The 14,184-nt window shown below is 64.9% G+C and carries 15 protein-coding genes and 1 pseudogene; 7 read left to right on the forward strand and 9 right to left on the reverse strand.

The features are described from left to right. The 4 genes from pstB to QU596_RS08215 all read right to left on the reverse strand — a co-directional run bounded on the left by pstB (position 1) and on the right by QU596_RS08215 (position 4,631). On the reverse strand, positions 1-747 hold the full coding sequence (pstB, locus tag QU596_RS08200; RefSeq protein WP_308517963.1) for a phosphate ABC transporter ATP-binding protein PstB: 747 nt from the start codon (positions 745-747) through the stop codon (positions 1-3). A gap of 194 nt (positions 748-941) precedes the next feature. Beyond that, positions 942-2,195: a phosphate ABC transporter permease PstA gene (gene pstA / locus QU596_RS08205; protein WP_308514835.1), complete on the reverse strand. Its 1,254-nt coding sequence runs from the start codon at positions 2,193-2,195 to the stop codon at positions 942-944. After that, entirely contained in the window at positions 2,188-3,567 is a 1,380-nt protein-coding gene (gene pstC, locus QU596_RS08210) for a phosphate ABC transporter permease subunit PstC (RefSeq protein WP_420030904.1), read from the reverse strand. The genes pstA and pstC overlap by 8 nt, the downstream gene beginning before the upstream one ends. 23 nt (positions 3,568-3,590) lie before the next feature. Beyond that, positions 3,591-4,631 (reverse strand): substrate-binding domain-containing protein, encoded by a 1,041-nt coding sequence (locus QU596_RS08215; protein WP_308514838.1) that lies wholly within the window; start codon positions 4,629-4,631, stop codon positions 3,591-3,593. Between the two features lie 141 nt (positions 4,632-4,772). Here QU596_RS08215 and QU596_RS08220 point away from each other — a divergent pair, with 141 nt between their 5' ends. After that, positions 4,773-5,516, forward strand: coding sequence for an isocitrate lyase/PEP mutase family protein (locus QU596_RS08220; protein WP_308514840.1), 744 nt, complete (start codon positions 4,773-4,775; stop codon positions 5,514-5,516). Here QU596_RS08220 and QU596_RS08225 read toward each other — a convergent pair. Both QU596_RS08225 and QU596_RS08230 read right to left on the reverse strand, forming a co-directional pair. Continuing rightward, positions 5,513-6,712 (reverse strand): ABC transporter permease, encoded by a 1,200-nt coding sequence (locus QU596_RS08225; RefSeq protein WP_308514842.1) that lies wholly within the window; start codon positions 6,710-6,712, stop codon positions 5,513-5,515. The two genes, QU596_RS08220 and QU596_RS08225, sit on opposite strands and share 4 nt — an antisense overlap. Beyond that, entirely contained in the window at positions 6,709-7,647 is a 939-nt protein-coding gene (locus QU596_RS08230) for an ABC transporter ATP-binding protein (protein ID WP_308514844.1), read from the reverse strand. The genes QU596_RS08225 and QU596_RS08230 overlap by 4 nt, the downstream gene beginning before the upstream one ends. Before the next feature lie 141 nt (positions 7,648-7,788). On the opposite strand from QU596_RS08230, the gene QU596_RS08235 reads away from it, so the two are divergent. The 4 genes and pseudogenes from QU596_RS08235 (at position 7,789) to queG (ending at position 10,104) form a co-directional block, all read left to right on the forward strand. Beyond that, the gene (locus QU596_RS08235) at positions 7,789-8,397 is read left to right on the forward strand and encodes an SDR family oxidoreductase (RefSeq protein ID WP_308514846.1); all 609 of its coding nucleotides are present in this window, start codon (positions 7,789-7,791) and stop codon (positions 8,395-8,397) included. 104 nt (positions 8,398-8,501) lie between these two features. Further along, a pseudogene (locus QU596_RS13685) lies at positions 8,502-8,555 on the forward strand (hypothetical protein); the annotation flags it as partial. 84 nt (positions 8,556-8,639) lie between these two features. Further along, positions 8,640-9,050 carry a hypothetical protein gene (locus tag QU596_RS08240; RefSeq protein ID WP_308514848.1) on the forward strand — a complete coding sequence of 137 codons (411 nt, stop codon included), beginning with the start codon at positions 8,640-8,642 and terminating at the stop codon, positions 9,048-9,050. After that, complete coding sequence (gene queG, locus QU596_RS08245; RefSeq protein WP_308514850.1) at positions 9,037-10,104, forward strand: tRNA epoxyqueuosine(34) reductase QueG; 1,068 nt, start codon at positions 9,037-9,039, stop codon at positions 10,102-10,104. Before QU596_RS08240 ends, queG begins: the two co-directional genes overlap by 14 nt. On the opposite strand, the gene QU596_RS08250 is transcribed toward queG, so the two are convergent. Beyond that, the gene (locus QU596_RS08250; protein WP_308514852.1) at positions 10,062-10,418 is read right to left on the reverse strand and encodes a hypothetical protein; all 357 of its coding nucleotides are present in this window, start codon (positions 10,416-10,418) and stop codon (positions 10,062-10,064) included. The two genes, queG and QU596_RS08250, sit on opposite strands and share 43 nt — an antisense overlap. A gap of 96 nt (positions 10,419-10,514) precedes the next feature. Between QU596_RS08250 and QU596_RS08255 the strand changes: the two genes are divergently transcribed. Next, a complete protein-coding gene (locus tag QU596_RS08255) occupies positions 10,515-11,510 on the forward strand; it encodes an adenosine kinase (protein WP_308514855.1) in 996 nt (331 codons plus the stop codon). Here the strand turns inward: QU596_RS08255 and QU596_RS08260 are convergent. Then, entirely contained in the window at positions 11,507-13,150 is a 1,644-nt protein-coding gene (locus tag QU596_RS08260) for an amino acid permease (RefSeq protein ID WP_308514857.1), read from the reverse strand. The two genes, QU596_RS08255 and QU596_RS08260, sit on opposite strands and share 4 nt — an antisense overlap. 76 nt (positions 13,151-13,226) lie before the next feature. After that, complete coding sequence (locus QU596_RS08265; protein WP_308514859.1) at positions 13,227-13,604, reverse strand: histidine triad nucleotide-binding protein; 378 nt, start codon at positions 13,602-13,604, stop codon at positions 13,227-13,229. Positions 13,605-13,653: 49 nt separating this feature from the next. Here QU596_RS08265 and QU596_RS08270 point away from each other — a divergent pair, with 49 nt between their 5' ends. After that, positions 13,654-14,154 carry an SspB family protein gene (locus QU596_RS08270; RefSeq protein ID WP_308514862.1) on the forward strand — a complete coding sequence of 167 codons (501 nt, stop codon included), beginning with the start codon at positions 13,654-13,656 and terminating at the stop codon, positions 14,152-14,154. Positions 14,155-14,184: the final 30 nt, after the last annotated feature.

A 14,184-nucleotide genomic window follows, 5' to 3' on the forward strand; every position in this document is an offset into this window, starting at 1 on the left:
TCAGCCGTACCGGCCGGTGATGTAGTCCGTGGTGCGCTGCTGGCGCGGGTTGGTGAAGATTTCCGAGGTCTTGCCGTATTCGACCAGCTCACCGAGGTGGAAGAAGGCAGTCCGCTGCGACACGCGGGCGGCCTGCTGCATGTTGTGGGTGACGATCGCGATGGCGTAGCGGCCGCGCAGCTCGTGAATCAGTTCCTCGATCTTGGCGGTCGCGATGGGGTCGAGCGCCGAGCAGGGCTCGTCCATCAGGATGACTTCCGGATCGACCGCAATGGCGCGGGCGATGCACAGACGCTGCTGCTGACCGCCCGAGAGCGCCGTGCCGCTTTCGCCTAGACGGTCCTTCACCTCGTCCCACAGGCCGGCGCGCTTTAGCGAGCGTTCGACGATGCCTTCGAGCTCCGACTTGGAGGTCGAGAGGCCGTGAATGCGTGGACCGTACGCCACGTTCTCGAAGATCGACTTTGGAAACGGGTTGGGCTTCTGGAACACCATGCCGACTCGGGCGCGGAGTTGCACGACATCCATCGCCGGGCTGTTGATGTTCTCGCCGTCGAGCTCGATGTCGCCCGTCACCCGCGCCGCCGCGATGGTATCGTTCATCCGGTTGAGGCAGCGCAGAAACGTCGACTTGCCGCATCCCGATGGGCCGATGAAGGCGGTGACGCGGTCGTCGTAGATGTTGATCGAAATGTCCTTGAGCGCTCGCTTCTCGCCATAGAAGACGCTGACGTCGCGCGCGGACATCTTGGCCTCGCGGCCGGCGTCGTGCGCTTCCGGCGGCGCGGTCACCGACGGCTGAACATGGTCGAGCGCCGGCGCGGGCTCGGGCAATTCGCCGAGTTCCGTCGTGCGATCCTCCTTGGCTTCCGCGGCAATGGCCGCCGACGGCGTCGGCACCGGCGTCGTGGGTGTGATCGGCATCTTTTCTTTCATATCCATCACCAGCGGCGCTCGAAGCGGTTGCGAAGGTAGATTGCGAGCCCGTTCATGACGAGCATGAAGAGCAGGAGGACGATGATCGCCGCGCTGGTCTTCTCGACGAAGCCGCGGTCGACCTCATCGGACCAGAGGAATATCTGAACCGGCAGGACCGTCGCTGGTTGCGTGATTCCGCCCGGCGGCGCAGCAATGAAGGCGCGCATGCCGATCATCAGCAGCGGCGCGGTCTCGCCCAGCGCGCGGGCCATGCCGATGATGGTGCCGGTCAGGATGCCCGGCAGCGACAGCGGGAGGACGTGGTGGAAAACCACCTGCATCTTTGACGCGCCGACGCCGAGGGCCGCATCACGGATCGAGGGCGGAACGGTCTTGATGGCGTTGCGGCCGGCAATGACGATGACCGGCATTGTCATCAGCGCCAGCGTCAGGCCGCCGACCAGCGGGGCCGAACGCGGCAGGTTCATGACGTTGAGGAAGACGGCGAGGCCGAGTAGGCCAAAGATGATGGACGGGACCGCAGCGAGGTTGTTGATCGACACCTCGATCGCGTCGGTCCAGCGGTTCCGCCGCGCGAATTCCTCGAGATAGATGGCGGCCAACACACCGACCGGGAACGCCAGCAGCATGGTGATGAGGATCGTCAGGAACGTGCCCTTCAGTGCGCCCCAAACCCCTACTGAAGAACTGTCGGTGGAGTCGGAGGCGGTGAGGAATTGTACGTTGAAAGCGCCACGGAGCGCATCACGCTTGCCGACCAATCCCGCCAGCCGTTCGGAGGCCGCGTCGCCTTCACCCTTGGCGGCGACGTCGACATTGCTGTTGACCGGCAGCCAGAAGGTCTGCCGACCTGCGAGCAAATCCGGATTTGCGACGATGGCGTCGCCCAGCTTGCGTGCGGCGGCATCGCCGAACAATTGGGAGGCCGATGGCCCGTACGCGGCCACGGCAGCCTTGGAGACCGCGCCCGCAAGGTCCGCACCGGCAACCGTCTGGGCCGCGTCAGGACCGCGCAGGGCAGCCGGATCGAGGAACAGGTCGCTGCGGACGAAGTCGATCGGCAGGCGGGCTTCATAATGGACGAAGCCGCCGAAGCCGCGCGACGCCATTGTCACGAGCAGGAAGGCGAGGAACAGCACGGACAGCGCCACGGCGCCAAAGCCGAGCGACTTGAACCAGCGTTCCGACGCATAGCGGCGGCGGACCCGTTTCTTCATCGCGTCGCCGGTCCAGCGGCTGGGCGCGGCGCTACTCATATTGTTCCCGGTAGCGGCGCACGATGCGTAGCGCGATGAGGTTGAGCAGGAGGGTGATCAGGAACAGCGCGAGGCCGAGCGCAAAGGCGGCCAGCGTCTTGGCGCTGTCGAATTCCTGGTCGCCCGTCAGCAACTGGACGATCTGCGTCGTCACCGTGGTCACACTGGCGAACGGATTCGCGGTGAGGTTGGCGGCAAGGCCAGCAGCCATGACCACGATCATCGTCTCGCCGATGGCGCGGCTGACAGCGAGCAGAATGCCACCCATCACGCCCGGCAGCGCCGAGGGCAGTAATACCTTGCGGATCGTTTCCGAGGTCGTGGCGCCCATCGCCAGGCTGCCGTCGCGCATGGCTTGCGGCACGGCGGCGATCGAATCGTCGGCCATTGAGCTGATGAACGGAATGATCATGATGCCCATGACGAGGCCAGCCGCGAGCGCGCTTTCGCTGCTCGCCGAGCTGATGCCGATTGCCAGGCCGAAATCACGGACGGCGGGCGCGACGGTCAGCGCCGCGAAATAACCGTAGACCACGGTCGGGACGCCCGCGAGGATTTCGAGGATCGGCTTGAGCCACGAACGCAGGCGCGGCGGCGCGTATTGTGTGAGGTAGATTGCGCTCATCAGGCCGAGCGGCACCGCCACGATCATCGCAATGATCGCGCCGATGAAGAAGGTGCCCCACATCAGGGGGATCGATCCGAACGCGCCCGACGAGCCGGCTTGGTCAGCGCGGAGCGCGGTTTGCGGGCTCCAGTCGAGCCCGAACAGGAAGGACTGAACGGGCACCAGGCGGAAGAAACGCAGGCTCTCGAACATCAGCGACAGGAGGATGCCGAGCGTGGTCAGGATCGCGATCAGCGAGGCGGCGAACAGGAGGACCATGAGCCAGCGCTCGACGCCCGTGCGAGCGCGGAACTGGGGCGCACTGCGACGAAGCGCGAGTCCCGCCGCGACCAGTCCCGCGGCAATCGCGGCAAGACCACCGATCAGTGCATAACTTTGCTCGGCGTCGCGGACGCGCGGGGCGAGGGTCGTGGACTGAGCGTTATAGCCTTGCTGCAGGCGGCCATGGGCGATGTCGGTCGCTTCCGCGACGATCGCGTCGCGCTGCATGTCGAAGGTTGGGAGAGTCCGCCCCTCGGGGCTCGATAGTATTGACTGGCGGACCAGCCCCGATTGGACCGGCGCCCAAACCGCGAGGATCAGCAGCGCGGGGATCGCCGCCCACAGCAGCGCATAGGCGCCATGGTAGACCGGCAGCGAATGCAGCCGGCCCGCCGTGCGCAACCCACGCGCACGGCTGAAGCCGAGCCAGCCGGCTCCGGCGGCAATGAGCAGGATCGCGACGAGCGCGATGCCAAGGCTCATGTCAGGTCCCCGCGATCCGGAAGTTACTTGAGGATGCTGGGGTCGAGCGGCTTCAGCGCCGTCGACTGCTGCGTGGCCGCAGTGGCGTCCGCACCAGCGAACGGCACGAGGCCGCGGCGCTCGAGCGGCCCGCCGGTGCTCCACATCTTCGCATATTGCGCAATGAAGTCGCGCAGCTTGGGCTTGGCCGCCATGTGCTCGCCCTTCACGTAGACATAAAGCTTCCGCGCGCCGGGGTAGCTGAGGTTGGCGATAGTCGCCTCGGTCGGCGCCACGCCAGCGATCGTCACCGGACGAATCTTGTCTGCGTTCTGCTCGAGGTAGGAGTAGCCAAGGACACCCAGCGTGCCGGCATCGGCGGCAACCTTCTGCACCAGCAGATTGTCGTTCTCGCCGGCTTCGACAAAGGCACCATCTTCGCGAATCTTGGTGCAGACCTGCTTGTGCTGGTCCTCATTGCTCTTCTTGAGCGCCTTCATCGCAGGGTCGGTGTCGCAGCCCTTTTCGAGATACAGGTCGGCGAGGCTGTCGCGGGTCCCCGAAGTCGGCGGCGGGCCGAGCACGCGGATCTTGATCGCGGGCAGCGCCGGATTGACGTCTTTCCAGGTCTGCGCCTTGTTAGGGCCCTTACCGAACGGATTGGCGGCCAGCGCCTTGTAGATATCGGCCTGCGTCAGGTTCATCGCCGGACCCTGGTTCGATTCGATGATCGTCAGGCCGTCGATGCCGACCGGAACCTCGATGACGCTCTTCACGCCATTCTTCTGGCAGATGTCGTACTCGCTTTTCTTCATTTCTCGCGACGCGTCCTCGACATCGGGAAACTGGCTGCCGACGCCCGCGCAGAACAGCTTCATGCCCGCACCCGTACCGGTCGATTCGACGGTGACGCCGACGCCCGGGTTGGCGCGCATGAATTCTTCCGCGACCGCCTTGGTGAAGGGATAGACGGTCGACGAGCCGACCACACGGATGTCGCTGGCCGAACCGCTCGACCCGCCGCCGTTCGATCCGCAGGCCGCGACCAGCGCGACGAGGGGCAGCGCCACCAAATTCTTGTGCACGAGCAATTCTCCGCAATGTCTTGATTTGCAGGTCCCGCCCTAGCGACAGTTCGGCGAATGCCGCGTGACGGTTCGATTGCAGTTCTGTGACATGGCGTTCGCGATTGCGTGCGCCGGGAGAACAGGCGTAGTCGGCTTGCCATGGCCAAAGATTTCCAGAGCTTCGCGGCGCTCCACCAGCCCGGCAACCCCGTCGTCCTCTACAATATTTGGGACGTGGGAAGTGCGCTCGCGGTGGTCGAGGCTGGCGCCCGAGCGCTGGCAACGGGCAGCCATCCCGTCGCTGATGCCAATGGCTGGCCCGACGGTCAGCAGGTGCCGATGGATTTCGTCTTCGACAATGCGCGGCGGATCGTCGGCGCCGTCGACGTCCCGCTGACGGTGGACTTCGAAAGTGCCTATTCGATCGACCCAGCTGAGGGCGCTGCCAACGTTGCGCGACTGAAGGAAACAGGCGCAGTCGGCTGCAATTTCGAAGATCAGGTGATTGGCGGCGATGGCGTGCAGCCGCTCGACGAGCAGGCCCGCCGGATCCGCGCGATTCGCGATGCAGTCCGCAGCGACTTCTTCATCAACGCGCGGACGGACCTGTTCCTGAAAACGCAGATCTATGACGACGCGCTGGTCGACCAGGTTATCGAGCGTGGCAAGGCTTTCGCGGACTCGGGCGCGAGCGGATTCTTCGTGCCTCGCCTGGCCGACCCAGCGCAGATCGAGCGTATCGTCGCTGCGGTGCCACTACCGCTGAACGTCATCGCCTTCCCCGGCGCGCCGGACAAAAAGGTCTGGGCCAACGCGGGTGTGGCGCGGATCAGCCACGGCCCCTTCCCGCACCGCGCCTTGATGGCGAAGCTGACGGAAATGGCGCGCGACGCGATCGGCTAAGCCCGGCCGAATTTCCACCAAGGCTGGCGGGGACCGGACTTGAGCACAGTCCGACGGAAGAGCTGCGCTCCGAAGCGCAGGATGACGGCGATCCAGATCGCCTGCCAGACGATTCCCGCGAGATGCGGCCACAGACGCGGGTCCTCCGCCGCCCGCGCGATCATTGCCATAGGGGACGAGAGCGGAAATGCCGTCGCCGCAATGCCGCCTAGCGAGTCCGGACTGCCAACCGAGCGCGCGGCGAAGCCAAACAGGAGTACCTGCGCGAAGGTGGCTGGAAGAGACATCGTCTGCACTTCGCGAGCCGTCGAAGCCTGGGCGCCGATCATCAAAAAGGCCGCGCCGAACAACAGGTAGTTCATCCCGAAGTAGATGACAGACAGCGTCAGGAAGATTGGCCAGCCGACGGCCGGCACGGGCAAGGTGGCGACGCCGCCAGTCTTGACGAACTGGATCAGCAGCGCGCCGCACCCCATCCACACCAGCAGCGCCAGCACCGAAGCTGAGAGCATCGCGAAGAGCTTGCCGACGAACATCGCGTCGATCGGGATCGCGGCCGCGATGACCTCAATCACCTTGTTCGATTTTTCCTCGATCAGCTGGGACAGCACCATGGTCGAGAGCATCAGCGTCAGGATGAACAGGATGGTCTGCGCGATCTGCGCGGTATCCGTCCGCTGACTGTTGGTCGCACCGGACGAAGGCGCATCGTCGTGTACCGCGAAGTCGGGCTCGCGTGTCGCCGATCCCACCCGAGCGTTCGAAATGATCAGCTGCAACTGCCCGACCGTGTCGCCATCATTCGCCAGCGCGCCGACCAAGCGCGGATTGTCCAAGCCACCGCTGAGAACCGCTCGGATGGGCGGCGCGGGGCTGTTGAGAAGATGCTTCTGTTGCGCGGCGAGATCGGGCCCGGGTGCGTATCCGACCAGGGACACGAGATGCTCGTCTCCGACGGCCCGCGCCACCTGCTCTCGCGCGGCTGTCAGCTTGGCGAAGTCCGACTTGTCGCCGATGACTGCCACGACGGGCCGGTGGTTCTGCGCCGCTACTCGTGCGCTGATGGAGCTGAAGACCCCCCCGAACAGCAGTGGGAATAGAGGCGCGAGTAGGAAAAAGATGAAGGCTTTCGACAATACCGTCGCCGAGAAATCGCGGCGGGCAATGACGAAGGCGGAGCGAAAAAAGCGGGTCATGCGGCTTTCTCCTGGCCCATGGCCGCGGCGGCGGCATCACCGGCGATAGACACGAATGCATCGTGCAGTCCCGGTCGTTCGATCGCCAGTGTCTCGATCCCGGCCCCACCGTCTATTAGCGCCTTGAGAAGTGGCTCGGGCCCGCCGGCCGGCAGTTCGAAAACGAACTCGCCTCCTTCCTTCAGCGCGCCCCCCGGAATTGCGGCGCGCCACGGGCCGTCGACAGCGCGCGTTCGCAAGCGCACGATCGGACGGAGCCGGGCGCGAGCCTCGTCAACCCGGCCGTCGAACGCGACCTTTCCCTTGGCGATAATGGCGATTTGCTCGCACAGGCGCTCCGCATGGGCGATGACGTGCGTCGAGAAAATGACCGTCACTCCGCCATGCGCCTCTCGCCGGATCATTTCTTCAAGGCGCGCCTGATTGATTGCGTCCAGGCCGGAGAACGGCTCGTCGAGAACGATCAGCCGCGGCTTGTGGACGATGGTCCCCAGCAACTGCACGGTTTGCGCCATGCCTTTCGAGAGGTTCCGGATCGGCTTTCTGGCCCACTCCCCGAGATTGTGTTCCGCCAACAGAGCATCCGCGCGGCGCCGTCCTTCGGCGACGGGCAAGCCGCGCAGGGCGCCCATGAATGCAATTGCGTCGCGGGCATGCATTGCCGGGTACAGACCCCGTTCTTCCGGAAGATAGCCGATCTCCGGCGCGGCCTCGATGGGCCGTGAACGGCCCAGGACCGTCTGGCTTCCACTGGACGGGTCGATGATCCCCAACAGCATCCGCAGCGTCGTCGTCTTTCCGGCGCCATTGGGTCCAAGCAGGCCAAAAATCGAGCCGGTCGGGACCGCCAGGCTGACCCCGTCAACGGCCCGCGTATCGCCGAAATCTTTGACCAGGTCGTGAGCCTCAACGGCGAATGCGCTGGAAACAGCCATGGCACCTTTAACCTCGATCAACACTTCCGCTCCGCTCGCCGCACCATCGTTCAATTCATCGTATTCACCGAACGTCAACGCTTGGTAATCACATACTGCTAGGTATGTAATCGGTTACATGGCTGTGTGGCTTATCACTCAATGAGACGTTTTCGGGGTCGCGACGGGCCCAACTGCCGGGCCATCGTCGCCGGGGCGTCCGGGGCGATCGGCGAATTGTGCGCCCGCGCCTTGGCCGGCGATAAAGTCGAACTCGTGCTGGTCGACATCGACCGAATGATGGTGAATCGTCTCGCCGAGCAACTGGGCGCTCACGCCCACGGCCTCGATGTCTTGTCCGACGCTAGCGTCCGGCAATTCATGCGTTCGATCGACGACCGGCCGATGTGCGGCAACCTGTTGGTGAACGCCGCGGGCGCGGGATACGTCCGCACGCTGGGGATGACGCGCATGACCAGTGCGTTTGCGAAGCTGGTCCGCGCGAGTTCCAGCACCGTCGTCAACATTGCATCCCCAGGCCCGCAGCGGGATCCCTACCGGCACGCTGGTTCGCAACTGGGCTTTCATCGCGCCGCCGAAGATCTTGCAAGCGCCATCAACCGGCCCGACATGCAGGTGCTAACGTTCGGCACCGCCGATCCGCCCCACCTCATCCTGGACGCGTTGCGGCAGTGGCAGAGCCTTTGCACGGCTTCGGTGCAGACCGGCTGGAACAGCAGTCTTGCTCTTAGGGCCGGAGGTCGACAGTAAGAGGGACCGTTAACCACGAGGTTACAACGATTCCCTCCGGTTCTGTAAACGCGGATCAGCAGCAAACTCGGCAGCGCCTCCTCGCCGAGGCGCGACGAATCTTTTTGAGAAACGGGTATCAGGCGACCACGCTGGACGAGATCGCAAGCGCGGCCGGCTTCACAAAGGGCGCCGTTTACTGGCACTTTCCCAACAAGCGGGCCTTATTCCTCGCGCTGGTCGCCGAGAGCGTGGAAATAAACATGACGGCGCTCGAAGGCCTGGTTGCCTCGGCCACTGCTGATCCAGACAAGCTCAAGGCGTTACTGGGCGAGTGGATTGATGGGATGGATGCACGCGCCAGCCTGCCCGCCTTCGGCGCCGAGTTGGAGATCGAATCGCGCCGGGATCCGGAAGTCCGATCCATTCACCAGCGAATGATTGTCGAACACGAAGAAAAGCTGGCGGCGTTCCTTCACCGTTATTTCCAGGCCGTTCGCGAGACGCCCGCGATGACGCCGATGGAATTGGCGCGCGCGCTGGTGACGATCTACAAGGGCTTTGCGCTGTCACGTCAGAATCGGCCAATCGACCCGCCCAATTCCGCGCTGGTTGTCAGGCACTTGCTGGGGCTGCCCGTGACCCCCAATGACCACATGGATGGACAGGCTTGAAGACCAGATCCGGACAGAAGCGGAGCGGCTAGGGTTCGCGACCTGCGGATTCACGCCCGCTAACGGCGCGGATGCTGCCGGTCTGGAACTTCGGCAGTGGCTTGAAGCTGGGCATCACGGCACGATGGGCTGGATGGAATCCCGGGCGGCTCATCGAGTCTCGCCGCTCGCGCTCTGGCCCGAGGCTCGTTCGGCCATCGCGCTCGGCATGAGTTACGCGCCGGCGACCGATCCCCTGGCGCTCGCCAATCAGCCGGAAATCGGGCGGATTTCGGTCTACGCGCAGGGCGGCGACTATCACAAAACGGTCAAGAAGGCGCTGAAGGCCCTGGCGCGCTTCATCGTCGGCCAGGCTCCTTCGGAGCTGAAGGTCTTCGTGGACACCGCGCCGGTAATGGAAAAGCCGCTCGCGCAGGCCGCGGGAATCGGCTGGCAGGGCAAGAACACGAATTTGGTCAGCCGGGATCACGGTTGCTGGCTGTTCCTGGGAGTCATTCTAACCAGCCTGGAGTTGCGGCCAGACCCGCCTGCCGGTCCGGGACAGCATTGCGGAAGCTGCGCGCGCTGCCTGAGGGCCTGTCCGACCGACGCCTTCGACGGTCCGCACCGAATCGACGCGCGGCGCTGTATTTCGTACCTTACGATCGAGCACGACGGGCCCATACCGCTGGAATTCCGTGCCGCCATGGGCAACCGGATTTATGGCTGCGATGACTGCCTGGCGGTCTGCCCGTGGAATCGCTTCGCCGATGCAGCCGCCGCAAATCGAGCCTTCCTGCCCCGTGCCGAACTGGCGGCGCCGCGCCTTGGCGATCTGCTCGCGCTCGACGATGCGGCGTTCCGCGAGATGTTCGCCGGGTCGCCGATCAAGCGCGTCGGCCGCAACCGGATGATCCGCAATTGCCTGATTGCCGCGGGCAACAGCGGAGACGTCGCGCTAGTGCCGTCGGTCGAGCCCTTGCTGACGGACCCGGACCCGGTGGTCGGCGAGGCTGCGCGGTGGGCGCTCGATCAGATCGCGGCGTTGCGCAGAGAGAATATGCACGCGGACTGATCGATGTCCCCGCCGGTCAGGTTGCGGGTGTCGACATGGGTGACCTTCAGCGTTGCAGCGCTGCCCGTCGGATAGAGATAAGCATCCATGATGCACCGCCGCCCACGGAACTGCAGCTTCAGGCTGGATCCTTCGCGGATTTGCAGCGCGGGCGTGCCGAAGCGCCCGACCAGTTCCTGGGTCGTCAGCCCTGTTAGGGCGCTTCCAGCCTCGGGAGCCTGAACTGGCGGCGGTGGCGTAGTGGCGACGGTTTCCGGCCGCGGGGCGCAGGCGGCGACGAGCGAAACGATGGCTAAGGGGACAAAGTGGCGCATGATCGGACGATGGACTGCGATCATCGCAGGCGCAATGTTGCGAGCCGGTGAACAGGCGGCTAGGCGGCGCGCTTTCCCAATCGTCCGGAGTTAATGATGCCCGATCCGCGCCTCGATGTCCTGTGCATCGGCAATGCCATCGTCGACGTGATCGCCAATGCAGGCGACGACTTTCTGACGAAGGAAGGCCTGGTCAAAGGCTCGATGCGGCTGATCGACGCGGAAGAGGCCGAGCGCCTCTACGCGCACATGGGGCCCGCGCATCAAGTCAGCGGCGGTTCCGCCGGTAACACCGCGGCGGGCGTTGCGGCGCTAGGCGGGCGGGCAGGGTTCATCGGGCAAGTCGCGCCGGATCAACTGGGCCAGTTTTACCGGCACGACCTGACCGCGACCGGGGTGGAATTCATCACGCCGGCCACGAACGTCGGCGAACCCACCGCGCGGTCGATGATTCTGGTGACGCCCGACGGCCATCGGACAATGAATACCTTCCTCGGGGCTGCCCAGCATCTGCCGCCCGCGGCGCTGGACGAGGCGCAGATCCGCGACGCCGCCATCCTCTACCTGGAAGGTTATCTGTGGGATCCCGAGACGCCGCGCTCGGCAATGGTCCGGGCCATCGACGTTGCGCGCGACGCGGGCCGCAAGGTTGCCTTCACGCTGTCGGACACGTTCTGCGTCGACCGCCATCGTGACGGCTTCACCAAGCTGATCGAGGACGGGCAGATCGACATCCTGTTCGCCAACCAGGCGGAAATCGAGGCGATGGCCGGGGTGGCCCATCTGGACAGCGCCGTCGGCGCCTTTGCGGACAAGGTAGAGACGCTGGTCGTGACGCGGTCCGAAGATGGGGCCCTGGCGACTCGCGGCGGCGAACGCGCGGAAGTTCCTGCGCAACCGATCCATGAATTGGTGGATACGACCGGCGCCGGCGACTTGTTCGCCGCCGGCTTCCTGCTCGGCACGGCCCGTGGCCGCAGCCTGGAGGATTGTCTCCGGCTTGGCGCGATCTGCGCTGCCGAAGTGATCCAGCATTACGGCGCGCGCCCCGAGGCGAACCTCAGGGCGCTGGCCGGCGGCCTCGCCGCTTAGTTTCGATCGTCCGGCGGGACCGGCGCACCCGGCATCGGCGCAATGCCGATCGAGCCCGGTGCGTCGGCGGCTAGCTCCGGCACCTCCGTGATGCCGCGGCCGACGTGGCTGTTGCGATATCCGTAGAGGAAATAGATCACGAGGCCGATCACCGTCCACGAGACGAACAGCAGCTTGGACTCGATGTTCAGGTTGAGGAACAGCAGCGCGCAGCCGGCGATCGACAGCGGCGCCACGAGATACAGCGCCGGCGTGCGGAACGGCCGCGGACGGCTGGGATCCTTCCTGCGCAAGATCATCACGCCCAGCGAGACCGCCGCGAACGCGAACAAGGTGCCGGCGTTCGAATAATCGGCCAGGGTGCCGACCGGCAGGAACGCCGCCGCAATGGCAACGAACACGCCGGTCACGATGGTCACGACGTAAGGCGTCTGGAACCGCGGGTGCACGGCCGACAGGCGCTCGGGCAGCAGGCCGTCGCGCGCCATCACGAAGAAGACGCGGGTCTGGCCGTACATCATCAGCAGCACGACGGACGGCAGCGCGATCGCTGCCGCAAGACCGACGAGGTTGCCGAACAGCGGGTTCGAGACTTCACGCAGGATGTGCGCGAGCGCTTCCTTCGAGCAGACCGTCGGCGCATGCGCCGCCTGGCAAGCGGCCGAGGCATACAGTTCGGGTGAGCCTTCCTTGAAAAACTGGCCGGTGGCCGGATCCATCAAGGGCTGTGCGCCATAGGCACCGACCACACCGGCGGCAACGAGCAGGTAGAAGACCGTGCAGATCAGCAAGCTGCCGATCAGACCGATCGGCACGTTGCGCTGCGGATCCTTCGTTTCTTCGGCGGCCGTCGAGACGGCGTCGAAGCCGACGTAGGCGAAGAAGATCGACGCCGCGGCACCGAGAATGCCCGTCCCCGACGCGCTCAGGGGATTGCCCCAGCCGCGCGGCGCGAACGGTTCGAAGTTCGCCGCATGGCCGCTGATCATGGGCAGCGTGATGATGAGGAACAGGGTTAGCGCGGTGATCTTGATCACCACCAGCACGGCGTTGAACGTCGCGCTTTCCTTGGTGCCGATGACAAGGAGCGTAGTCACCAGGGCAACCACGATCACGGCCGGCAGATTGATCATTCCGCCGAGCTCGCCGCCTTGAAGGAAGCCCCACTGAATCTGCGGCCCGACCTTCAAGGCATGGGGTATGTGGACGCCGACGCTATCGAGCAACCCGCTGATGAAGCCGGACCAACCGACCGCCACCGCGGAGGCGCCGAGTGCATATTCGAGAATAAGTGCCCAGCCGACCAGCCAGGCGACCAACTCGCCCATGACGGCATAGGAGTAAGTGTAAGCGGAGCCTGCGACCGGGACCATCGAAGCGAGTTCGGAGTAGCAGAGCGCTGCGACCGCGCAGACTGCGCCGGCGACGATGAAGCTGATCATCATGCCCGGCCCCGCCTTCTGGGCGGCGGTGGCGGTCAGCACGAAGATGCCGGTGCCGATGACGGCGCCGATGCCGAGCAGGGTCAGCTGGAATGCGCCGAGCGAGCGCTTTAGAGACTTCTTCTCGGCTGTCGCCAGGATGTCGTCCATCGACTTGACACGTCCGCGTCCAACCGCGCGCGGTGCTGCTGTTGCCATCTCACTCCCCTAAGAATTCTTGGCCGCGACCCTAGCGGCTGTCATCATGAGGGCAATCCCCCTTCGACCGGCGGCATTAGCGGGCCAGCATCGGTCCCAGCGGGCGGCCCGCGAAGATGTGCACGTGCAGATGCGGCACTTCCTGGCCGGCGTTCAACCCCGCGTTCGCAAGCAGGCGGTAGCCGCTTTCGACCAGTCCCGCCTCACGGGCGATCTTGCCAACCGCACGGACGAAGGCGGCGATTTCCTCGTCCGAGCCCCGCGCCGAAAAATCGTCCCACGACACGTAGGCGCCTTTGGGGATGACGAGGATATGGGTCGGCGCCAGCGGATTGATGTCGTTGATCGCCAGCGTCTGCTCGTCTTCATAAACCCTGGTGGAGGGTATTTCGCCACGCAGGATGCGCGCGAAGATGTTGCCGTCGTCATAGGCTTCCGTCGCATTGATCGGCATCAGCAGGACTCCGCTTGACCGCGCTCGCTCGACCGCTACCACGAAAGCGATGACTGACGAGACCCCTGAAAGCCTGATTCCGTACGACGAGATCGTGCAGGACGCGCTGCGAGCGGTCGTCAGCCGTGTGCTCCGCGAGGTCGAGCAGACCGGCACGCTGCCGGGTGAGCATCATTTCTACATCACCTTCAAGACGCGGGCGCCCGGGGTGTCGATCCCCAAGCATCTGCTCGAACGTTTTCCCGACGAGATGACCATCGTCATCCAGCATCGCTTCTGGGATCTGAAAGTCGAAGAGGACAATTTCTCGGTCGGCCTGTCGTTTGGCGGCGTCCCCGCGATGCTGCATGTTCCCTTCGCCGCGGTGACGCAGTTCCACGATCCCGCCGTTGAGTTCGCACTGACGTTCCAGGCCGCAGCCGAGATGCAGCCGGATGAGCACGAAGCGGCCGAGAACGATACGCCGGCCGAAGAGGAAAGCGTGGCCGATGCCGAGCCGCGAGAAGACGGTTCCAACGTCGTCAGCGTGGATTTCACCCGCAAGAAGTAGCCGCGGTTCGCCCTGAACTTGTCGAAGGAC

Origin of the sequence: Sphingomonas flavescens (assembly GCF_030866745.1) — a bacterium.
Lineage (GTDB): Bacteria > Pseudomonadota > Alphaproteobacteria > Sphingomonadales > Sphingomonadaceae > Sphingomicrobium > Sphingomicrobium flavescens.